We start from the raw sequence: 19,702 nt of genomic DNA on the forward strand, positions 1-19,702 counted from the left end.
AAAATGGGCCGTTTCATAGTGACGTTGACGTAAAGGTAAGGCGACGGGGCGCGGCACGACGGCACCTCCCTCGGCCAGGGCTGATCGGGCGCCGGATGACGGGGAGGCGGCGATCCACAACAGCCGGCATGCAGAAAAAAACGCGCCGACCACCTCGGAGGTGATCGGCGCGTGCAGGATGCCGCCCCATCGGACGGCACGGGCTTCGGGCGGCGCTATCAGGCGCTCAACAGGGCGTTGAGGCGCTTGACGTAGGCCGCGGGGTCGTCGAGGTGGCCGCCCTCGGCGATGATCGCCTGGTCGAGCAGGATCCGCGACAGATCGGCGAAGCCGTCGCCCTCGACGCCCTCGAGGCGCGCCACCAGGGCGTGCTCGGGATTCAGCTCGAGGATCGGCTTGACCTCCGGCAGCGGCTGGCCGGCGGCTTCCATGATGCGGCGCATCTGGTAGCCCATCTCGTGCTCGGGCAGCACCACGCAGGCCGGGGAGTCGGTCAGGCGATGGGTCACCTTGACCTCCTGGACCTCGTCGCCGAGCGCTTCCTTGACCCGCTTGACCAGGTCTTCCTTGGCCTTGGCGGTCTCTTCCTGGGCCTTCTTCTCGTCCTCGTCCTCGACCTCGCCGAGGTCCAGGTCGCCCTTGGCCACGTCGACGAACTGCTTGCCCTCGAACTCGGTGAGGTGGCTCATCAGCCACTCGTCGATGCGGTCGTGGAGCAGCAGGACCTCGATGCCCTTCTTGCGGAAGATCTCCAGGTGCGGGCTGTTCTTGGTCGCGTTGAAGCCGTCGGCGACGATGTAGTAGATCTTCTCCTGCCCTTCCTTCATGCGCCCGATGTAGTCGGCCAGCGACTGGTCCTGGGTGGCGCTGTCGGTGTGGGTGCTGGAGAAGCGCAGCAGGCCGGCGATCTTCTCGCGGTTGGCGTGATCCTCCGCCGGACCTTCCTTCAGCACGCTGCCGAAGGTGTTCCAGAAGGTCTGGTAGGCCTCGGGATCCTTGGCCAGCTTCTTGAGCATGTCGAGGGAACGCTTGGTCAGCGCGCTCTTGATCTTCTCGACCTGCGGGTCCTGCTGCAGCAGCTCGCGGGAGACGTTCAGCGACAGGTCGCGGGTATCCAGCACGCCCTTCACGAAGCGCAGGTAGAGCGGCAGGAACTGCTCGGCGTCGTCCATGATGAAGACGCGCTGAACGTAGAGCTTCACGCCGCGGGCGCCGTCACGCTCGTAGAGGTCGAACGGGGCGCGGCCCGGCACATAGAGCAGGCTGGTGTACTCGAGCTTGCCCTCGACCTTGTTGTGGCTCCAGGTCAGCGGATCGCTGAAATCGTGGGCCACGTGCTTGTAGAAGGCCTTGTACTCGTCGTCGGTGAGCTCGCTCTTGGGGCGCACCCACAGCGCGGTGGCCTCGTTGACGGTCTCCCAGCTGACGGTCTCGCTGCCCTCGATCTCGTTGCCGTCCTCGTCGCGGGCGGTCTCGACCTTGGGCATGCGCACCGGCACTTCGATGTGGTCGGAGTACTTGCGCACCAGGTTCTGCAGGCGGAAGTCGTCGGCGAACTCGCCGGCGTCTTCCTTGAGGTGCAGCACGATCTCGGTGCCGTGGACCTCGCGCTCGATGTCGGCGACGCTGAACTCGCCCTCGCCGCGGGAGTGCCACTCGACGCCTTCGCCCTGGTCGGTGCCCGCCTTGCGGGTGCGCACGGTGACCTCGTCGGCGACGATGAAGCCGGAATAGAAGCCGACGCCGAACTGGCCGATCAGGCGGGCGTCCTTCTGCTGCTCGCCGGAGAGCTGCTTGAGGAACTCGGCGGTGCCGCTGCGGGCGATGGTGCCGAGGTTCTCGATCACCTCGTCGCGATTCATGCCGATGCCGTTGTCGCGCACGGTCACGGTGCCGGCCTCGGCGTCGTGCTCGATCTCGATACGCAGCTCGCTGTCGCCCTCGTAGAGGGCGTCATTGTCCAGCGCGGCGTAGCGCAGCTTGTCGCAGGCGTCGGCGGCGTTGGAGATCAGCTCGCGCAGGAAGATCTCCCTGTTGGAATACAGGGAGTGGATCATCAGGTGCAGCAGTTGCTTGACCTCGGTCTGGAAGCCGAGAGTCTCTTCACGAGTAGCAGTGGTCATCTCTTGCGGACCCCTTGTCGACGGTTCGGCGGTGGCGAGGCCACCCATGGCTTGGATACCGTCGATATGGGGACCGGCGAAGGTTTTTCAACCGTCTTTCTCGCGCCAGGCGCGATAGTCCTCCAGCGCCCGGTCGACCCGGGTCAGCAGCCAGCCGACGATCATCGCATCATCGGCCAGCCCGACCACCAGCAGCACGTCCGGGATCAGATCCAGCGGCGAGACCAGGTAGATCAGGGCGACCAGCATCCACAGCAGCGCCGACCAGGGCACCGGCCGATAGCGCCCGCGCACCACGTCGGCCAGCATCGGCGGGAACCAGCGCAGGGCGCGGCGCATGCGCAGGAAGACGCCGGCGCGTCGCTTGATGCGCGTGAGCGGCGGGGAACCATCGGGGCGGGCCATGGGCGCTCTCCTTGCCGAGTCTCGGATTCACCACTACAGAATGAGGACAGTTCCGGCCGAATGCCAGCCGTCGGCCCCGAGCGACACTACTCAAGCGCCGCGCCATGGGCGACCATGGGAACCCGCTCAACGCACCCCCTTCGAGAGGCGACACGATGCCCAGCACCCCGTTCCGCATCCCCTGGAAGCCCCTGCTGACCGCCGCCCTGCTGTGCCTGCCGACCGCCGGCCAGGCCCAGTCCGGTGACGATGCCATGCGCGATGCCCTCCAGGCCGCGCGCGACAAGGACTGGCAGGCCATCGACCGGGCCGCCATCGCCGACCACGCGCTGGCCGGCTATGTCGATTATCACCGCCTCAAGGCACGACTGCCCGGCGCCACGACCCGCGAGGTGCAGGCCTTCATCGACGCCAACGCCGACTCGCCGCTGGCCGGCTGGATGCGCGGTCAGGCCATCTCGGCCTACGGCGAGGCCGGCCGCTATCAGGACCTGCTGGCGGTGGCCGATGGCGAGCCCGGCGGCACCGCGCGCCAGTGCCACTACTATGCCGCCCTGCTCGGCAGCGATCCGGCCACCGCCGCCGAGGGCGGCCGCGCGCTGTGGCGGGCCGGCCACTCGCAGCCGGACGCCTGCGATCCACTGTTCAACACCCTGCGCGCCCGCGGGGAGATCGGCCCGGAGCAGGTGTGGGAGCGTCTCACCCTGGCCTGGCAGGCCGGCGAAACCGGCATGGTCGGCTACCTCGGCCGCCAGCTGAGCGACGACTGGGCCGGCGCCCGGGCCGCCCTGGAACGCCTCGACGACGACCTGTCGGCGATCACCCGGGTGCCGAGCTGCATCGGACCGGACTGCCGCGGCAGCGGCGCGCTGTTCGCCGCCGCCATGCACGACTACACCCGCGCCGATACAGAGGCGGCGCTCGCGGCCTGGCGCCGGCTGTCGCCGCAGCTCGGCATCGACGAGGCCCATCGCCACGAGATCGAGCATGACCTGGCCTTCTATTCGCTGGTGCGCGACGTCGGCCCCAATCGTGACTGGGTCGACGGCGTGCTGCCGCGCCTCGACGACACCGACCTCACCGTGCTGCGCATCCGGGTCGCCCTGGCCGACCGCGACTGGGGCGGCGTGCTGGCCTGGGCCGATCGCCTGCCCGCCGAAGAGGCCAGCGATGCCCGCTGGCAGTACTGGCAGGCCCGCGCCCTGGAACAGCTCGGCGACGACGACGGCGCAAACGCGGCCTACGCCCGCGCCGCCGAACAGCGCAGCTTCTATGGCTTCGCCGCCGCCGACCACCTCGACCAGCCCTACGCCCTGAACCGGGCCGACACCTCGGTCGACGAGGCCCGTCGCCAGGAGATCGCCGCCCTGCCGGCGGTCCAGCGCACCGAGGCGCTGCTGCGCATCGGCGAGCCGGGCCTGGCCAACAGCGAGTGGTATGCCGCCGCGGCTCGCGTCTCCCCCGACCGGGCCATGGCGATGGCCGACTACGCCTCGCGCCGCGACTGGCCCGCCCGGCTGGTCCAGACCACCATCGCCGCCCAGCTGTGGGACGCCCTGGAATGGCGCTTCCCCGAGGCCTATCGCGACGACTTCCTGCAGTGGGGCCGGCGCCACGACGTCGACCCCTATCTGCTGATGGGCATCGCCCGGCGCGAGAGCGCCTACAATCCGGAGGCCCTGTCGCCGGTCGGCGCCCGCGGCCTGATGCAGCTGATGCCGGGCACCGCCAGCCAGGTCAGCCGCAAGCTCGGCATGGCCGACCCGGGCCGCTTCGGAGTGCTCGAGCCCGCGGTCAACATTCGCCTCGGCAGCGCCTATATCGGCGAGATGATCGAGCGCTATCGCGGCAACCGCCTGGCCGCCACCGCCGCCTACAACGCCGGCCCCGGGCGGGTCGACCGCTGGCTGCGCGACGCCCCGCAGCAGTTCGACCTGTTCGTCGAGTCGATCCCCTTCCGCGAGACGCGCCGCTATGTGCAAGCGGTGCTGGCCTACCGGGTGATCTTCGAGAGCCTGGCCAACGACGGCGACACCCGCGGCGTGGCCATGCTGACGCCGGCGGAGCGCCAGGACGACTACAACGGCTCGCTGCTGGCACGCCGCTGAGCTTCCTGCCCGGCCCGTCATCGAGAAGGCCCGCCGAATGGCGGGCCTTCTCATTCAAGGGCGCGATGCCGAACCGGTGGGTCAGCGCTAGGCCGGCGCCCGGGTCAGCGCTATGCCGGCGCCCGGGTCAGCGCTATGCCGGCGCCCGGGTCAGCGCTATGCCGGCGCCCGGGTCAGCGCTATGCCGGCGCCCGGGTCAGCGCCAGCTTGGCCCCGAAGGCCACCAGCACGCCGCCGGTGAGACCGTTGAGCCAGCGCGCGAGCACGGGGCTCGCCAGCCAGCGGCCGGCCCGGCCGACCAGCAGCACCACGGCGATCTGCCAGACGTTGGCGATCACGAAGTGCACCCCGGCGAGCCACAGCGACTTGGCCAGGGCCGGATCGCCCGGGGCGATGAACTGCGGCAGGAAGGCCATGTAGAAGACCACCGTCTTGGGGTTGAGCACGTTGGACAGCAGCCCCTCGCGCAGCGGCCGCCAGGCCGGCACCCGCTGGCGCTCGCCGTCCACCGCCGCCACCGGCAGGCCCTGGCCGCGGCGCGCCTCGCCGAGGCTGGCGATCCCCAGCCAGACCAGATAGGCGGCGCCGGCCAGCTTGAGCGCGGAGAAGGCCCAGGCCGACTGCAGCAGGATCAGCGAGATCCCCAGCGCCGAGACGGTGGCATGCACGAACAGCCCGGCGCAGATCGCCAGGCTGGTCAGCACGCCGTCACGCACGCCGCCGCGGGCGGTATTGCGGATCACCAGCAGGGTGTCCACGCCGGGGGTGATGCTGAGCAGGGTGATGGCCACCAGGAAGGGCCAGAACTGGGCATCGAACCACATCAGGTCGCCCTCACCCACCGAACACGCCGCGCTTGGCGTGGCGCATGGAGATCTGGTCGTTGAGCGTCCAGAAGTCGTAGAGCACGCCCAGTCCGAACAGTCCCAGGGTGCACAGATAGATCAGCCCGCTGACCCACTTGCCCAGGTAGAAACGGTGCACGCCGAAGGCACCGAGGAAGGTCAGCAGCAGCCAGGCCAGGGTGTAGTTGGTGGGCCCGGCCTGGAAGCGCAGGTCGGCCTGGCGATCCATGGACGGAATCAGGAACAGGTCGATCAGCCAGCCGATGCCGAACAGCCCGAGGGTGAAGAACCAGATCGTGCCGGTGACCGGCTTGCCGTAATAGAAGCGGTGCGCACCGAGGAAGCCGAACAGCCAAAGCAGATAGCCGACCACCTTGCTGTGCGTATCCTGCGAAGCGATACGTGTGTGTTCCATGGAAAAGTCTCGTCGATGCCCTTGAGGTCGCTGGACGCCAGGGAACGGAGTGGCTACATTGACCTAGCGGGCGGAGGCACCAGTTTCACTGCGCCACGATGTTGACGCAACCCTGGTGCTGATGCACTATCCGCTGCGTAGGTTAGCAAGTAGAAAGTCGTCAGTTGTACTTCGATTCCTTCGATGCACCCGGTGCGCACTTCTTCTTTGTCTGCCCACGCAAGACGGGCTCGTGCCGTGGTCTCACGGCCAATACGACCCAGCATCAATATTTAGTTTGTTAAGGAAATCGACAATGGCAACTGGCACTGTCAAGTGGTTCAACGACACCAAGGGCTACGGCTTCATCTCTCCGGAAGACGGCGGTGATGACCTGTTTGTCCACTTCTCCGAGATTCAGGCTGAAGGCTTCAAGTCCCTGCAGGACGGCCAGAAGGTCTCCTTCGAAGTGACTCAGGGCAAGAAAGGCCTTCAGGCCTCCAACGTTCGCGTCGCCGAGTAACCTCGACCGACACGACGATCGAACCGCCGGTGTCGCCGGCGGTTCGACAAGAAAAAGGCCCGCCTTCCGGCGGGCCTTTTTCGTGGGCGCTCGCGACATCAGGGCGCGTCGCCGCCGGCGGTCTCGCCGTCCGGCGAGGCGACGCGCTCCTGCTCCGCGCGGGTCGACTCGCGGATCTCGCTCGGCACGCCCTGCTCGGCCTGCTCGAACTGCTCGTCGATCTGGCGGCTGGCTTCCTCGAAGCGGCGCTCGGTCTCCTCGAGGATCGCCTCGACCTCGGGATCGGAGGTCGGCGCGATGCCGTCCGTCGACATCGGCTCGGCGTCGAGGGCCTCGTCCAGCTCGCTCGCGTCCGTGGCGTCCATCTCCGGCAGCGACGCCTCGTCGGGCGTCTGCCGCGAGACCTCCTCGTACTGGCTGTCGATGTTCTGCTTGGCCTCCTCGAAGCGACGCTCGGTGTCCTTCAGGATCTGCTCGACCTCGGCCTCGGTTTCCTGCTCGGAGGGCGGCGCCATCTCGCCCGCGGGCACGGCGTCGGCGGTTTCGGGCTCGCCGGCCGGCGCGGCTTCCTCGGCCGTGGCCTCCGACATGGCGGCCTCGCCCTCGACGGACGCGTCGGCGTCGGCGCCGTCGGCCTGGCTCGGCATCGCGGTGTCGGCCTGGGAGGCACTCCCCTCCTCGACGGCAGGCGCGGGGTTCGTGGCGTCGCCGGCGGGCGCGGTCTCGTCGCTCGGCTCGCCCTCATCGTTGCCGCAGCCTGCCAAGGCAAGCGTGACCGCCAGAACGAGCGGTTTCCAGGGGATCATGGCCTTCCTTCTCTTCGATGGGTGTCACGTGTCATTGCACCAAAGGGGGCCCGGCGCCGCAAGGCGCGGCTCAGCGCGCGAACAGCTGGCCTTCGATGTCGCGGAACGCCTTGAACTCGATGGCATTGCCGCTGGGATCACGGAAGAACATGGTGGCCTGCTCGCCGGGCTCGCCGGCGAAGCGCACGTAGGGCTCGATCTCGAAGCGGATGCCGGCATGGGTCAGCCGGTCGACCAGCGCCTCCCAGTCGTCCATCTCCAGCACCACGCCGAAGTGCGGCACCGGCACGCCGTGCCCGTCGACCGGATTGCGATGCGTGTCCCTGGGCGACTCGCCGAGGGAGGGATCGAGATGGCAGACGAACTGATGACCGTAGAGGTCGAAGTCGATCCAGGTGTCGCTGCTGCGCCCCTCGGGGCAGCCCAGCAGATCGCCGTAGAAACGCCGCGCCTCTGCCAGATCGCGAACCGGCATGGCGAGATGAAAGGGAGTCAACATGCATGCACCTCCATGAGCCAGGATCATGTCATGATGCCCGGCCCGACGCCGGCTGACCAGTCACCGGCGTCGACAGCAGCGGACACTCGTCCGGCAGCGCCAGCGACAGCGCTCCCGGCGCGACCTCGACCCGAAAGGCGCGGCGATGGCAGGGCTCGCCGTCGAGGGTCAGCGGCAGGTCGGTGTCCGCCTCGACGCTGAGCCAGGCGGTGCGGAAGGTCTCGACGAAGGTGCCTTCTCCGGGGCGGCGCTGCAGCTCGCGACGCATCCGCGCCATGTCGCCGAGCGAGGCGAAGTCGCGCAGGATCAGCACGTCGAGCAGGCCATCGTCGATGCGCGCCTCGGGGGTCAGATGCTGACCGCCGCCGGAGCGGGTGCCGTTGCCCAGCGCCAGCACGAACAGCGACGCCTCCCGCTCGCCCTCCGCCCAGCGCAGCCGCACCGGGTAGGGACGGTACTGCCAGGCCTTGAGGGCACCGATCAGCGAATAGGCCCCGCCGCCGAGCAGCCGCTTGAGGCTCTTGGGCGTCGAGGAACTGATCTCGGCGCCGAAGCCGCCGGTGGCCATGTTGAGGAAGTGCTGGCCGTCGAGACTCGGCACATCGACCGGCCGCAGCGGCAGCGACAGCGCCGCCTGCAGCGCGGCCGCCGGCTCCAGGGACAGCCCCAGGCCGCAGGCCAGGTCGTTGGCGCTGCCCAGCGGCATCAGGCCGAGCCCCGGGCGATCCTCTGCCGGCAGGCGCATCAGGCCGTTGACCACCTCGTTGATCGAGCCGTCGCCGCCGCCGACGATCACCCGGTCGACGCCGTCGCGCCCGGCCTGCTCGGCCATGCGTTCGGCGTCCCCCGCCTCCCAGGTGACCTGTACCCGCAGCGCGGCGCCGGCCTCGCGACAGGCGCCCACCGCCTGGCGCACGGCCGGCAGCTGCGCCGACTTGCCGTTCAGGATCAGCGTTGCCATGGTCTCGCGTTCCTTCTCCTTGATCGTCGTCATGGCCGCTTCACGCTCGGCGGGCATGCTCGATGGATGAGTCCCATTCACTCTATGACTTCCTTACACTGTCTGTCTTCCCGCCCCTTTCCTCGACCATCGCGATACAGGGAGTTGTCATGATCGCACCGGCCTTTCTCCTGGCGGCCTTTCTCGGCGGCCTCGCCGCCATGTGCCTGCGCCTGCCGCCCCTGGTGGGTTTCCTGGCCGGCGGCTTCGTGCTCAATGCGCTGGGCTTCACCCCCACCCCGCTGCTCGAGCTGGTGGCCGATGTCGGCGTCACCCTGCTGCTGTTCAGCATCGGCCTCAAGCTCGATATCCGCACCCTGCTGCGCCGCGACGTCTGGGGCGGGGCCACCCTGCACATGCTGATCTCCAGCCTGACCATGGTGGCGCTGCTCGGGCTGCTGAAATGGCTGAGCCTGCCGCTGCTGGCCGAGGCCGGCTGGTCGACCCTGGCCCTGCTGGGCTTCGCGCTGTCGTTCTCCAGCACGGTGTTCGTGGTCAAGGTGCTGGAAAAGCGCAGCGAGAGCCAGACCGCCTACGGCCGACTGGCCATCGGCGTGCTGATCATGCAGGACATCTTCGCCGTCGTCTTCCTCACCGCCTCCACCGGCAGCCTGCCGAGCCCCTGGGCGCTGGGCCTGCTGCTGCTGATTCCGCTGGCCCCGGCGCTGCGCGCCCTGCTGGACCGCCTCGGCCACGGCGAGATGCAGATGCTGTTCGGCATGCTGCTGGCGCTGGTGCTGGGCTATGCGCTGTTCTCGGCGGTGGGGCTCAAGGGCGACCTCGGCGCCCTGATCATCGGTCTGCTGCTGGCCCCCCACCCCGCCGCCCAGGCCCTGGCGCGCTCGATGTTCAGCCTCAAGGAGCTGCTGCTGGTGGGTTTCTTCCTGAGTCTGGGCCTGACCGCCATGCCCAGCTGGGAGCTGCTCGGCACCGCGCTGCTGCTGGTGCTGGCACTGCCGCTCAAGGGCCTGCTCTATCAGCTGGTGTTCATGCGTTTCCGCATGCGCCACCGCACCTCGGTACTGAGCGCCCTGAGCCTGACCAACTACTCGGAATTCGGGCTGATCGTCGGCGCCATCGCCACCGCCGAGGGCTGGCTGCCGGAGAGCTTCCTGGTGGTGCTGTCGCTGGCGGTGGCGCTGAGCTTCGCCGCCTCGGCGGTAGTCAACGGCTACGGCGAGCGCTTCTATCGCTGGCTGGAACCGCGCCTGCCCGAGATCGACGAGCACGAGCTGGCGCCCAGCGACCGTCCCATCGAGGTCGGCGACGCCGAGGCGGTGGTGCTGGGCATGGGCCGCATCGGCAAGGGCGTCTACCGGCGGCTGCAGAAGGAGTACGGCCTGCAGGTGCTGGGCATCGACAGCAACCCCAAGAGCATCGAGCGGCTCACCGCCATGGGCTTCAACGCCCTGGAGGGCGACGCCGTGGACTCGGAGTTCTGGGACAAGCTGCTGATGTCGTCCGAGGTGCGCCTGGTGGTGCTGGCCATGCCGCACCACGCCGGTAACCTGGCCGCCCTGCGACAGCTGCGCTCGCGCCACTTCTCCGGACGCATCACCGCGGTGGTGGAATACCCCGAGGAGATCGAGCCGATCCGCGAGCTCGGCGCCAGCGCCGTCTTCCACGTCTACGACGAGGCCGGCCGCGCGCTGGCCGACAGCGCCGCCGAGGAGGCCGGGCTGACCTCACGCACCAGCCTGCTCGGCTAGACAGCCAGCAACCACCGCGCCCGCCCCGGCGGGCGTGCTACCATGTCGCGCCATCCCCGATGCCCCTTCGTCTCGAGATCTCCCGCGCATGAACGACTTCCTCACCGCGATCGGCCAGTTCATCGGCCACGTCATCCGCTTCATCGTCGATGCGCTCAGCGCCGGCCTGAACGGCCTGGACGACGCCGCCAGCAGCCTGATCGGCGGCATCGCCGGGGGCCTCGGCATTCCCGCCAACCTGCTCAGCCTGCTGGTGCTGGTGCTCGGCCTGTGGCTGCTGTGGAAGGCCTTCTCGGCCCTGCGCCGGCGAGCCGTGGTCGCCACCCTGATCTGGGTGCTGCTGGGCGTCAGCGTACTGGGCTGGCTGATCAACTAGCTGGGCGGTGGCTGAGCTGCTGCGCTCGACGCCCCCACCTATCCCCGCTCACGACGCACAGCCTGCATGCCCAGTTCGGTTCTTGCTGATTAAACAAGGACGCCGCCCTTCCGGGCGGCGTCTTGTCGTTCTCGCGAGCGAATGTCGCGATTACGCGAGGGCTTTCTCGATCACCTCATACACGTTCGGCGAGAGTTTTTCCTCGCGGATGCGTTCGAGCTCGCCCTTCATGAGTTCCTGGCGGGTCTCGTCGAAGCGACGCCAGCGGGTCAGCGGGGTCACCAGCCGCGAGGCGATCTCGGGGTTCAGGCGGTTGAGCTCGATGACCACGTCGGCCAGCAGCTTGTAGCCCTCGCCGTCGAGGCGGTGGAAGTTGACCCGGTTCTGGGCGAAGGCACCGATCAGCGCGCGGACCTTGTTGGGATTGGTCAGCGAGAAGGCCGGGTGGTCCATCAGGAACTTGACCCGCTCCAGGGCATCGGACTGCGGGCGCGAGACCTGGACGCTGAACCACTGGTCCATGACCAGCGGGTCGTGGGCCCACTTCTCGCCGAAGGCGCGCAGCGCCGGATCGGCCAGGTCGTCGCGGCTGGAGTGCACCAGCAGCGTCAGGGCGGTGCGCACGTCGGTCATGTTGTGGTCGGCCTCGAACTGACGGCGGGCCAGCTCGATGCCCTCCTCGTCCTCGATGCTGACCAGGTACGACAGCGCCACGTTCTTGAGGCTGCGCGCGGCGATCTGCTCGGGCTCCGGGGCGTAGGGGGCGTCGCTAACGTTCTCCTCGTAGAGGCGCCGGAAGTCGTCGCGCAGGGCCGTGGCCAGCGACTGCTTCACGAACCGGCGGGCGGCGTGAATGGCGTCCACGTCGACCAGCGGCTGCTGCTCGGCGATATAGGCCTCGGAGGGCAGGGTGAGCATCTCGGCCAGCACCGCCTTGTCGTCGGTCTGGCGCTTGAGCAGCTCGCGGAAGGCCTCCACCACCCGCGGATCCATGACCTTCTCGACGCCGTTGCGGTGGGCAGCGATGAGGTCGTCCAGCGCCAGCAGCGCCAGGCGCTGGCCGGCGTCCCAGCGGTTGAAGCCGTCGCTGTCATGGGTCTGCAGGAAGGCCAGATCCTCGCGGGAATAGGGGAAGTTGAGCTTGACCGGCGCCGAGAAGCCGCGCGCCAGCGACGGCACCGGGGCCTCCTCCACGTCGGTGAACAGGAACTCCTGCTCTTCCTCGCGCAGGTGGATCACGCCGTCGGTGCCGAGGGTCTCGCCGTCCAGGGTCAGGCGCAGGTCGCGCCCGCTCTTGGTGCCGACCAGGCCCAGGCGGATCGGGATGTGCTGCGGCGCCTTGTCGGGCTGGCCCGGCGTGGCCGGGGTGCGCTGGCGCAGCAGCAGGCGGTAGGCGCCGTTGGCATAGTCGTACTCGCCGTGGGCGTCGATCTCCGGGGTGCCGGCCTGGGAGTACCAGCGCATGAACTGGTCGAGATCCTGGCCGGAGGCCTCCGCCATGCAGGCCACGAAGTCCTCGATGGTCACCGCCTGGCCGTCGAAGCGCGAGAAGTACAGGTCGCTGCCGCGGCGGAAGGCCTCGCCGCCCACCAGGTTGCGCAGCATACGCACGATCTCGGCGCCCTTCTCGTAGATGGTCAGGGTGTAGAAGTTGCCGATCTCGATGTAGTGGTCCGGCCGCACGGGGTGGGCGGTGGGGCCGGCATCCTCGGCGAACTGGGCGGTGCGGAAGAAGGACACGTCCTCGATGCGCTTGACCGGCGCGGAGTTGGTGTCGGCGCTGAAGGTCTGGTCGCGGAAGACGGTGAAGCCCTCCTTCAGCGACAGCTGGAACCAGTCGCGGCAGGTCACGCGGTTGCCGGACCAGTTGTGGAAGTACTCATGGGCGACGATGCCCTCGACACGCTGGAAGGCGGCATCGGTGGCGGTGTGCGGGTGAGTCAGCACCGCCGCCGAGTTGAAGATGTTGAGCCCCTTGTTCTCCATGGCGCCCATGTTGAAGTCGTTGACCGCCACGATCATGAACAGATCGAGATCGTACTCGCGGCCGTAGGCCTCCTCGTCCCAGCGCATGGCGCGCTTGAGCGAGGCCATGGCGTGATCGGTCTTGCCGAGATTCTCCTCCTCGACCCAGATCTGCAGCGTCACCTCGCGGCCGCTCTGGGTGGTGAAGCGGTCCTCGACCTTCTCGAGGTCACCGGCCACCAGCGCGAACAGGTAGCAGGGCTTGGGGTGCGGGTCTTCCCAGGTCACGAAGTGACGACCGTTCGGCAGCTCGCCGCGCTCCACCGGGTTGCCGTTGGACAGCAGCACCGGCTCGCGGTCGGCGCGGCCGATCACGGTGGTGGAGAAGGTCGCCATGACGTCGGGGCGATCCGGGTAGAAGGTGATGCGCCGGAAGCCCTCGGCCTCGCACTGGGTGCAGAACATGCCGCCGGACTGGTAGAGCCCCTCCAGGGCGGTGTTGGCCTCGGGGGCGATCTCGACCTCGGTATCCAGCAGGAAGCGCTCCGGGGCCCGCTCGATGCGCAGGCCGCGCTCGGTCAGCGCGTACTCGTCGTCGCCCAGCGGCTGGCCGTCGATGGCGATGGCCTTCAGCGCCAGCTGCTCGCCGTCGAGCTCCAGCGGCTCGCCGGCCTCGCGCTCGGGATGGCGCTCCACGTGCAGGCGCGCCTTGACCCGGGTGGCCGCGGGATCGAGATCGAAGGTCAGCTCGGTGTGGGTGACGCGGTAGGCGGGGGGGCGATAATCGCTCAGGTAGATCGGCTGGGGTTCGGACATCGAGGATGGCTCCTGTGAAGATTGCCGACCATTGTACGGCCCTCTCTGCCTCGACCTCAAAGTGCCGCCCTCAACCCCGGGCGGTTCGGCGGCGCCGCAGCGGCTCAGGCGTCGGCGACCGGCTCCGGCCGGGTCAGTATCCAGCCGGTGAGGGCCCCCAGGCCGAGGATCAGCACCAGCTTCAGCCACAGCACGCCGATGACGAAGGCCAGGATCACCATCGAGATCAGCAGCATGACGCCGGCGGTCCACTTGGCATGGCGAGGAATGGCCCGCTCGGACTCCCAGGCCACGATGGTGGCGCCGAAGCGCGGGTGCGAGCGGATCCAGCCGGCGAAGCGCGGCGAGCCCTTGGACGCCGCCCATACCGCCACCAGCATGAAGCAGGTGGTGGGCATCAGCGGCAGGAAGGCGCCGATCACGCCCAGGGCGAAGCTGATCCCGGCGATGGTCAGGTAGACGATGCGGCGCGCATGGGACATCGAGCGCTCACTCCTTTGGCGACAGGGCACAGATACATTGAAGCCCAAGCCCTCTCCCGCTGCCAATCGCCATCGCCAATGGGGGCAACAGCAACGGGTGATGACAGCGAGCGGCGGACTCAGTCGCGGAAGTTGTCGAACTGCAGCGCCAGGTCGGGGCCATCCTCGCCGCGCAGCAGGGCCATGACCTGCTGCAGGTCGTCGCGCTTCTTGCCGGTGACGCGCACCTTCTCGCCCTGGATCTGGGCCTGGACCTTGAGCTTGGTGTCCTTGATGCGCTTGACGATGTCCTTGGCCTCCTTCTGTTCGAGGCCCTGCTTGAGGCGCACGGTCTGGCGGGCGCGCACGCCCGAGAGCTCGGGGTCGTCGACCTCCAGGCAGCGCGGATCGATGCCTCGGCCGATCAGCTTGTTGCGCAGCATGTCGAGCATCTGGCGCAGCTGGAAATCGACCTCGGCCTCGAGGGTCACGGTCTCGCCCTCGAGCGCGAAGGAGGCGGTCACGCCCTTGAAGTCGAAGCGGCTCTGCAGCTCGCGGTTGGCCTGATCGACGGCGTTGCTCGCCTCGTGCTTGTCGAACTCGGAGACGATATCGAAGGAGGGCATGGTGATTTCCCGATGATGAACGATGCCACCATTCTAAGCATCACGAGCCACGGCGCCTAGCCGGCCCGGGCCTCGGTGCCAACGGCGAGCGGCGTCAGCGCCTTGCTCATGCGCCAGGCCGCACAGCCATCCTCGTAGTAGTCACCCATCCAGTCGCACGGCGCGAAGCCCGTGCCCCGGTAGAGCGCCAGCGCCGCCTGATTGTCGACCCGCACCTCGAGCACCAGCCAGTCACCGCCCCGCTCCCAGGCCTCGGCCTCCAGCCTTTCGAGCATGCGCCGCCCGAGCCCCTCGCCGCGCGCCTCGGGATGCACGCAGAACGAGTACAGCCGGGTACGCACGCTGTCCTGACGAAACAGCAGGGTGCCATAGCCGAGCAGCCGGCCCGCCGCGTCCTCGGCCAGCAGCGTCAGGGCGTTGGCCCGGTTGAGCAGGTGCCAGAGCTGGCGCCGGGTGAAGCGATCACCGCTGAAGGCCAGCTGCTCGAGGGCATGGAGTGCGGCGAGATCGGCGGCAACCGCCGGACGAAGGATCGCGGGCATGACGAGGCTTCCAGGGACACTACTCGAGGATTCTGGGCACCATGGATGACGCTGTCTTTGGCGTCAGCGATGAAATCTTTTCAGTCTGCGACCGCGACGCGCCATAGCCGGCTCAAGTGCCCCGGCGCCGACGGCTGACGCCATCCGTCGCCTGGGGTAGGCTGCCCTTCCCACCACGACACGAGCAGGAACCGAGATGAGCGAACGCGACGAGCGCCACCGCAAGGCCATGCAGACCCTCAAGTCCCGCGTCGACGAGAAGGTCGCCGCCGCCGACGAGCGCCGCGGCCAGCTGCTGGTGTTCACCGGCAACGGCAAGGGCAAGACCACCGCCGCCTGGGGCACGGTGACCCGCGCGCTGGGCTACGGCTACCGCGTCGGCGTGGTGCAGTTCATCAAGGGCCAGTGGGAATGCGGCGAGCGCGACCGGCTCGAGGACGATCCCAACCTCGAGGTGGCGATCATGGCCACCGGCTTCACCTGGGAGACCCAGAACCGCGAGAGCGACACCGAGGCCTGCCGCGAGGTGTGGGCCGAGGCCGAGCGGATGCTCGCCGACCCCGGGGTCTACCTGGTGGTGCTCGACGAGATCACCTACATGCTCAAGTTCGGCTACCTGGACATCGACACGGTCCGGCAGGCGCTACAGAACCGCCCCGCCGAGCAGACGGTGATCGTCACCGGACGCAACGCCCACCGCGAGCTGCAGGCCATGGCCGACACCATCACCGAGATGACGGAGGTGCGCCACGCCTTCAATGCGGGCCTGGAGGCGCGGCGCGGCATCGATTACTAACGACTCGCCGGTGCCCATGCCGCCTTGCGCCGGCCCGGATCAGCTCCGGATCGCGCCTACCGGGGTCTCGGGACTGTAGTGGTGGGCGATCTGCGCCTGCAGTAGCTCCGCGGTCGCCAGTGCATCGGTCGGCGCATGGTGGCCGTGTTCAGGAAAGCGCGGCATCGCCGCCCACCAGGCCTAGCTCCAGATCGTGCCCACCGGGGTCTCGGGACTGTAGTGGTGGGCAATCTGCGCCTGCAGCCGCTCCGCGGTCGCCAGTGCATCGGTCGGCGCATGGTGGCCGTGTTCAGGAAAGCGCGGCATCGCCGCCCACCAGGCCTAGCTCCAGATCGTGCCCACCGGCGTCTCGGGACTGTAGTGGTGGGCGATCTGCGCCTGCAGCCGCTCCGCGGTCGCCAGTGCATCGGTCGGCGCAGGATGGCCCTGTTCAGGAAAGCGCGGCATCGCCGCCCACCAGGCCTAGCTCCAGATTGTGCCCACCGGGGTCTCGGGACTGTAGTGGTGGGCGATCTGCGCCTGCAGCAGCTCCGCGGTCGCCAGCGCATCGGTCAGCGCATGGTGGCCCTGGTAGGGCGGCAGCCCGTAGCGGGCACGGCTGTCGAACAGCCGAATGGAGGCCGGCGGCCGACCGATCCAGCGCTTGAAGCGCGCCACCAGCGACTGCCGATGAATGCGCGCCTCGAGCGACATGGTGTCGATCATCGGATAGACCACGCCCTCCCCCAGCCGCGCCTTGACGGCCACGTCGAGGAAGGGACGCTCGATGTGCCGGTAGTGCACCACCGCCAGCCGGCCGGCCAGGGCATCGAGCAGGTCCTCCAGGATGTCGTCCAGCTCCGGCGCGTTGGCGATATCGGCATGGGTGATGTGGTGGAAGGTCACCGACTCGGCGTGGAGCGTGCGCCGCGGGCGCACGATCCAGTAGCGGCGCTCGGTCATGGCGATGCGCCCCAGGGTAAAGGGCACCAGGCCGATGCTGACGATGGAGTTGCGCCGGGCGTCGAGGCCGGTGGTCTCCATGTCCAGCGCCACCAGCGGGGCCTCGCCGATCGGCGTCTCCGCCGTCGGGGTCCCGGCGGCGAAGAAGCGTGCCAGTCGCGGATCCTGGGCCGCCTCGGCGCGACGCGCCAGGTAGTTCGCCCAGTCGGGAATCTGAGTCCTGCGTCGCATCAGCATCCGTGCACCTCGCTCATTTGGACCGCGAGGGCATCGGGTAGCGGAACTTGAGGAACTTCTGGGCGTGGCTCAGCGCCTGGAAGGCATCCTTGAGGTGATGACGCTCACTGCTCGAGACGTTCTCCGGCTCGATGTTGTTGTCCGGCGTCTGGTCGTGCTGGATGTCGATCACCTGGTGACGAATCCGCGACATCGACAGGAACTCCAGGGCGTAGCGCAGGCGATCGCTGACCCCCGGGGCCAGCAGCTGGGTGCGATCGATGTCGTCGAGCCGGTCGAAGCTGTTCTGGGCACTGGAGCCGCAGGCCAGCGCATGCACCCGGATCAGGTCGACCATTGGCGCGGTGCCGCGGCGCTTCAGGTTGATCGAGTTGTTGTGCTTGCCGTCCTTCTCCATCACGAAGGTGCGGAAGAACCCCAGCGGCGGCGTGCGATTCAGCGCGTTGCGGGCCATCGCCGCCAGGAAGCGCGGATGCCGCGCGGCCTGGTAGGCCACCAGGTCCTGAAGCTGCTCCACCAGCACGTTTTCCCCATAGACGGCGTCGAGATCGAAGAAGATCGAGCTGTGCAGCAGCCGCTCGGGATTGGGGTGCTCGATCCACTCGGTGAAATAGCGTTTCCAGACGGCCAGGGGCTGCCGCCAGCTCTGGTTGGTGGCCATGATGTCGCCCTTGCAGTAGGGATAACCGCAGGCGTCCAGGCCATCGCTGACGAACTGGGCCAGCTCGAGGAAGTAGGCGTCGTGCTGTTCGGGATCGAAGTCGTCGGACAGCACCAGGGCATTGTCCTGATCGGTGGCGATCGACTGCTCGTTGCGGGCCATGGAGCCCAGCGCCATGAAGCAGTAAGGCACCGGCGGCGGCCCCAGCCGTTCCTCGCCCAGTTCCAGCAGCCGACGGGTGAAGCTCCGCCCGATGGTCGACAGGGCACTGCCCACCATGCGCGAGTCGGCGCCCTCCTCGACCATGCGCACGAAGGCCGCACTGACGTCCGGCGCCAACCGCGCCAGACCCTCGGCGTTGGGCTGGTGGAAGATGTTGCTGACCAGGTAAAGGCTGCTCTGGGTCTCGTAGCGGATGATGTCCGAGAGGTGCACGATGCCCACCGGGCGGCGACGATACATCACCGGCAGGTGATGAATGTTATGGCGCAGCATGATCAGCATCGCTTCCTGCACCGACTCGTCGGACTGGATGGCGATGACGTTGCCGACCACCACCTCGCCGACCGGCGTGTCCGGCGACAGCCCCTCGGCCACCACCCGGGTGCGGAAGTCGCTGTCGGTGAGGATGCCGCGAAGCTGCCAGGCGCGCTCCTCGATGTCGCGGAAGGTATAGCGCGGGTTGTCGTCCTCGCCGGGGTCGTCGAGCACCAGCACCGCCGAGGCCTGGAAGTCGGTGATCTGGCGCGCGGCCTCCTGAACGGTGGTCGAGGCATCGACCATCAGCGGGTAGCGCGTGACCAGCTTGCGCACCCGGGTGATCATCATGTCGTTGTTCTTCTTCTGCTCCTCGACCACGCTCTCGAGGCGCGGGCGCAGCAGCTCGACGAAGTCGGCGAAGTCGTCGTCGGCCTGGCAGAGACGCTGGAAGACCGCCTCGGGAATGAAGTAGATCAGCGAGTCTTCCATCGCCCGCACGGGATAGCGGACCCGGTTGTTTCGCAGCAGGCTGAACTGGCCGAAGATCTCGCCCTCGCCTCGGCGGTTGTAGAGCTCGCCACCGCGACGGTAGACCTCCACCGCGCCGCTACGGATGTAGCACAGCTCGTGGAGCTCCTGGTCGAGGGTCAGGATGTCGGTGTCGGCCTTGAAATAGGCCACCTCGACGTTGCTCGCCACCTCGTCGAGCAGTTCGTCTGACAGCGTCTCGAAGGGCGGGAAGCGCCCGAGATGCTGGCGGATTTCCAGCAGTTCCACATCCATGGCCCAGTGCCTACCCGGTCGTTGAGGATAAGCCAAGTCTGAAAGGCGCCGGGGACGGTGTAAAGAGCCGTCATCTCGCCGGTCAAACGCAGAAAGGCCACCCCGAGGGGTGGCCTTTCATCGCACAGGGATGTGGCGGGATGACGGGATCAGGAAGCGGATTCACCGTTGCCCTGCGCCATGCCTTGGACGCGCTGCATCAGCTCGGGGTTCTGCTGGATCGCCTGGCCGATGGCGTTGAAGGTTTCTACCTCGAGGCCGCTGTCCTGGACCGCTTCGACCATCTGGTCGTTGGCTTCCTGGCGGACGTCCTGCTGGGCCTTCTCACCCTCGGCGTTCTGCAGCTGCTGGGTGTAATCCTGGGAGATCACCGCGATTTCCTCGGAGGCGTCGGCGAACTTCTGAAGCTGGGCGTCGGAGAAGTTCTGGGTCGCGGCCTGCGCCTGGCCCTGGCTGGCGGTGGCGTCGGCGCTGTCCTGTGCATACGCCATGGAGCTCATCATGCCGGCACTGAGCAGGGCGGCGGAGAACAGGGCGGTGATACGTTGCATAGATACCTCCGAAAACATTGTCATGCATGCGTGGGCTGCCCCCCTGTGACGATG

Annotated in this window: 19 protein-coding genes and 3 pseudogenes; 5 read left to right on the forward strand and 17 right to left on the reverse strand. The window is 68.2% G+C overall.

All coding sequences use genetic code 11. The features are described 5' to 3' along the window. Window positions 1-218: 218 nt before the first annotated feature. Window positions 219-2,123 (reverse strand): molecular chaperone HtpG, encoded by a 1,905-nt coding sequence (htpG, locus tag FIU88_RS13345; RefSeq protein WP_152479565.1) that lies wholly within the window; start codon window positions 2,121-2,123, stop codon window positions 219-221. 87 nt (window positions 2,124-2,210) lie between these two features. Then, window positions 2,211-2,528: a YkvA family protein gene (locus FIU88_RS13350; RefSeq protein WP_016853769.1), complete on the reverse strand. Its 318-nt coding sequence runs from the start codon at window positions 2,526-2,528 to the stop codon at window positions 2,211-2,213. A 155-nt stretch (window positions 2,529-2,683) separates the two neighbouring features. On the opposite strand from FIU88_RS13350, the gene FIU88_RS13355 reads away from it, so the two are divergent. Beyond that, window positions 2,684-4,636 (forward strand): transglycosylase SLT domain-containing protein, encoded by a 1,953-nt coding sequence (locus FIU88_RS13355; protein ID WP_152479566.1) that lies wholly within the window; start codon window positions 2,684-2,686, stop codon window positions 4,634-4,636. Between the two features lie 179 nt (window positions 4,637-4,815). On the opposite strand, the gene FIU88_RS13360 is transcribed toward FIU88_RS13355, so the two are convergent. Both FIU88_RS13360 and FIU88_RS13365 read right to left on the reverse strand, forming a co-directional pair. Beyond that, a complete protein-coding gene (locus FIU88_RS13360) occupies window positions 4,816-5,460 on the reverse strand; it encodes a LysE family translocator (protein WP_152479567.1) in 645 nt (214 codons plus the stop codon). Between the two features lie 10 nt (window positions 5,461-5,470). Continuing rightward, the gene (locus FIU88_RS13365) at window positions 5,471-5,896 is read right to left on the reverse strand and encodes a TM2 domain-containing protein (RefSeq protein ID WP_172977721.1); all 426 of its coding nucleotides are present in this window, start codon (window positions 5,894-5,896) and stop codon (window positions 5,471-5,473) included. A gap of 295 nt (window positions 5,897-6,191) precedes the next feature. On the opposite strand from FIU88_RS13365, the gene FIU88_RS13370 reads away from it, so the two are divergent. Further along, window positions 6,192-6,398, forward strand: coding sequence for a cold-shock protein (locus tag FIU88_RS13370; protein ID WP_016853765.1), 207 nt, complete (start codon window positions 6,192-6,194; stop codon window positions 6,396-6,398). 98 nt (window positions 6,399-6,496) lie between these two features. Here FIU88_RS13370 and FIU88_RS13375 read toward each other — a convergent pair whose 3' ends face one another. From FIU88_RS13375 to yegS, 3 genes are all read right to left on the reverse strand, one after another. Then, a complete protein-coding gene (locus FIU88_RS13375; protein ID WP_152479568.1) occupies window positions 6,497-7,204 on the reverse strand; it encodes a hypothetical protein in 708 nt (235 codons plus the stop codon). Between the two features lie 70 nt (window positions 7,205-7,274). Continuing rightward, complete coding sequence (locus FIU88_RS13380) at window positions 7,275-7,703, reverse strand: VOC family protein (RefSeq protein WP_016853763.1); 429 nt, start codon at window positions 7,701-7,703, stop codon at window positions 7,275-7,277. Between the two features lie 28 nt (window positions 7,704-7,731). Beyond that, window positions 7,732-8,697 carry a lipid kinase YegS gene (yegS, locus tag FIU88_RS13385; RefSeq protein ID WP_253742565.1) on the reverse strand — a complete coding sequence of 322 codons (966 nt, stop codon included), beginning with the start codon at window positions 8,695-8,697 and terminating at the stop codon, window positions 7,732-7,734. 116 nt (window positions 8,698-8,813) lie between these two features. Between yegS and FIU88_RS13390 the strand changes: the two genes are divergently transcribed. Continuing rightward, entirely contained in the window at window positions 8,814-10,412 is a 1,599-nt protein-coding gene (locus tag FIU88_RS13390) for a cation:proton antiporter family protein (RefSeq protein ID WP_172977722.1), read from the forward strand. Window positions 10,413-10,500: 88 nt separating this feature from the next. Next, complete coding sequence (locus FIU88_RS13395; RefSeq protein ID WP_152479569.1) at window positions 10,501-10,788, forward strand: hypothetical protein; 288 nt, start codon at window positions 10,501-10,503, stop codon at window positions 10,786-10,788. A gap of 150 nt (window positions 10,789-10,938) precedes the next feature. Here the strand turns inward: FIU88_RS13395 and pepN are convergent, their stop codons facing one another. The 4 genes from pepN to FIU88_RS13415 all read right to left on the reverse strand — a co-directional run bounded on the left by pepN (window position 10,939) and on the right by FIU88_RS13415 (window position 15,198). Continuing rightward, window positions 10,939-13,569: an aminopeptidase N gene (gene pepN / locus FIU88_RS13400; protein WP_152479570.1), complete on the reverse strand. Its 2,631-nt coding sequence runs from the start codon at window positions 13,567-13,569 to the stop codon at window positions 10,939-10,941. 104 nt (window positions 13,570-13,673) lie between these two features. Next, window positions 13,674-14,051 (reverse strand): YbaN family protein, encoded by a 378-nt coding sequence (locus FIU88_RS13405; RefSeq protein WP_152479571.1) that lies wholly within the window; start codon window positions 14,049-14,051, stop codon window positions 13,674-13,676. A gap of 119 nt (window positions 14,052-14,170) precedes the next feature. Beyond that, window positions 14,171-14,656: a YajQ family cyclic di-GMP-binding protein gene (locus tag FIU88_RS13410; protein WP_016853757.1), complete on the reverse strand. Its 486-nt coding sequence runs from the start codon at window positions 14,654-14,656 to the stop codon at window positions 14,171-14,173. A 56-nt stretch (window positions 14,657-14,712) separates the two neighbouring features. Further along, entirely contained in the window at window positions 14,713-15,198 is a 486-nt protein-coding gene (locus FIU88_RS13415; protein WP_016853756.1) for an N-acetyltransferase, read from the reverse strand. A 196-nt stretch (window positions 15,199-15,394) separates the two neighbouring features. Between FIU88_RS13415 and cobO the strand changes: the two genes are divergently transcribed. Then, on the forward strand, window positions 15,395-15,994 hold the full coding sequence (cobO, locus tag FIU88_RS13420) for a cob(I)yrinic acid a,c-diamide adenosyltransferase (RefSeq protein ID WP_016853755.1): 600 nt from the start codon (window positions 15,395-15,397) through the stop codon (window positions 15,992-15,994). Window positions 15,995-16,033: 39 nt separating this feature from the next. Here cobO and FIU88_RS19440 read toward each other — a convergent pair. From FIU88_RS19440 to FIU88_RS13435, 6 genes and pseudogenes are all read right to left on the reverse strand, one after another. Continuing rightward, window positions 16,034-16,138, reverse strand: a pseudogene (locus tag FIU88_RS19440) (3'-5' exonuclease); the annotation flags it as partial. A 36-nt stretch (window positions 16,139-16,174) separates the two neighbouring features. Further along, a pseudogene (locus FIU88_RS19445) lies at window positions 16,175-16,279 on the reverse strand (3'-5' exonuclease); the annotation flags it as partial. A 36-nt stretch (window positions 16,280-16,315) separates the two neighbouring features. Then, window positions 16,316-16,441 (reverse strand): annotated as a pseudogene (locus FIU88_RS19335) (3'-5' exonuclease); the annotation flags it as partial. A gap of 15 nt (window positions 16,442-16,456) precedes the next feature. Further along, a complete protein-coding gene (locus FIU88_RS13425; protein WP_152479572.1) occupies window positions 16,457-17,173 on the reverse strand; it encodes a 3'-5' exonuclease in 717 nt (238 codons plus the stop codon). A gap of 13 nt (window positions 17,174-17,186) precedes the next feature. Then, entirely contained in the window at window positions 17,187-19,097 is a 1,911-nt protein-coding gene (locus FIU88_RS13430) for a DUF294 nucleotidyltransferase-like domain-containing protein (protein WP_152479573.1), read from the reverse strand. 149 nt (window positions 19,098-19,246) lie between these two features. Next, window positions 19,247-19,648, reverse strand: coding sequence for a DUF4168 domain-containing protein (locus FIU88_RS13435; RefSeq protein WP_016853750.1), 402 nt, complete (start codon window positions 19,646-19,648; stop codon window positions 19,247-19,249). Window positions 19,649-19,702 lie beyond the last annotated feature (54 nt).

The sequence above is a fragment of the Halomonas sp. THAF12 genome, from assembly GCF_009363675.1.
Classification (GTDB): Bacteria; Pseudomonadota; Gammaproteobacteria; order Pseudomonadales; family Halomonadaceae; genus Halomonas; species Halomonas smyrnensis.

What these genes read in the sequence shown, in the direction of transcription:
- FIU88_RS13435 (WP_016853750.1), bottom strand. Translation starts at nt 19,648, where the DNA reads ATGCAACGTATCACCGCCCTGTTCTCCGCCGCCCTGCTCAGTGCCGGC.
- FIU88_RS13415 (WP_016853756.1), bottom strand. Translation starts at nt 15,198, where the DNA reads ATGCCCGCGATCCTTCGTCCGGCGGTTGCCGCCGATCTCGCCGCACTC.
- FIU88_RS13430 (WP_152479573.1), bottom strand. Translation starts at nt 19,097, where the DNA reads ATGGATGTGGAACTGCTGGAAATCCGCCAGCATCTCGGGCGCTTCCCG.
- FIU88_RS13350 (WP_016853769.1), bottom strand. Translation starts at nt 2,528, where the DNA reads ATGGCCCGCCCCGATGGTTCCCCGCCGCTCACGCGCATCAAGCGACGC.
- FIU88_RS13410 (WP_016853757.1), bottom strand. Translation starts at nt 14,656, where the DNA reads ATGCCCTCCTTCGATATCGTCTCCGAGTTCGACAAGCACGAGGCGAGC.
- FIU88_RS13390 (WP_172977722.1), top strand. Translation starts at nt 8,814, where the DNA reads ATGATCGCACCGGCCTTTCTCCTGGCGGCCTTTCTCGGCGGCCTCGCC.
- FIU88_RS13395 (WP_152479569.1), top strand. Translation starts at nt 10,501, where the DNA reads ATGAACGACTTCCTCACCGCGATCGGCCAGTTCATCGGCCACGTCATC.
- FIU88_RS13425 (WP_152479572.1), bottom strand. Translation starts at nt 17,173, where the DNA reads ATGCTGATGCGACGCAGGACTCAGATTCCCGACTGGGCGAACTACCTG.
- FIU88_RS13360 (WP_152479567.1), bottom strand. Translation starts at nt 5,460, where the DNA reads ATGTGGTTCGATGCCCAGTTCTGGCCCTTCCTGGTGGCCATCACCCTG.
- FIU88_RS13355 (WP_152479566.1), top strand. Translation starts at nt 2,684, where the DNA reads ATGCCCAGCACCCCGTTCCGCATCCCCTGGAAGCCCCTGCTGACCGCC.
- pepN (WP_152479570.1), bottom strand. Translation starts at nt 13,569, where the DNA reads ATGTCCGAACCCCAGCCGATCTACCTGAGCGATTATCGCCCCCCCGCC.
- FIU88_RS13380 (WP_016853763.1), bottom strand. Translation starts at nt 7,703, where the DNA reads ATGTTGACTCCCTTTCATCTCGCCATGCCGGTTCGCGATCTGGCAGAG.
- FIU88_RS13370 (WP_016853765.1), top strand. Translation starts at nt 6,192, where the DNA reads ATGGCAACTGGCACTGTCAAGTGGTTCAACGACACCAAGGGCTACGGC.
- yegS (WP_253742565.1), bottom strand. Translation starts at nt 8,697, where the DNA reads ATGACGACGATCAAGGAGAAGGAACGCGAGACCATGGCAACGCTGATC.
- FIU88_RS13365 (WP_172977721.1), bottom strand. Translation starts at nt 5,896, where the DNA reads ATGGAACACACACGTATCGCTTCGCAGGATACGCACAGCAAGGTGGTC.
- FIU88_RS13405 (WP_152479571.1), bottom strand. Translation starts at nt 14,051, where the DNA reads ATGTCCCATGCGCGCCGCATCGTCTACCTGACCATCGCCGGGATCAGC.
- htpG (WP_152479565.1), bottom strand. Translation starts at nt 2,123, where the DNA reads ATGACCACTGCTACTCGTGAAGAGACTCTCGGCTTCCAGACCGAGGTC.
- FIU88_RS13375 (WP_152479568.1), bottom strand. Translation starts at nt 7,204, where the DNA reads ATGATCCCCTGGAAACCGCTCGTTCTGGCGGTCACGCTTGCCTTGGCA.
- cobO (WP_016853755.1), top strand. Translation starts at nt 15,395, where the DNA reads ATGAGCGAACGCGACGAGCGCCACCGCAAGGCCATGCAGACCCTCAAG.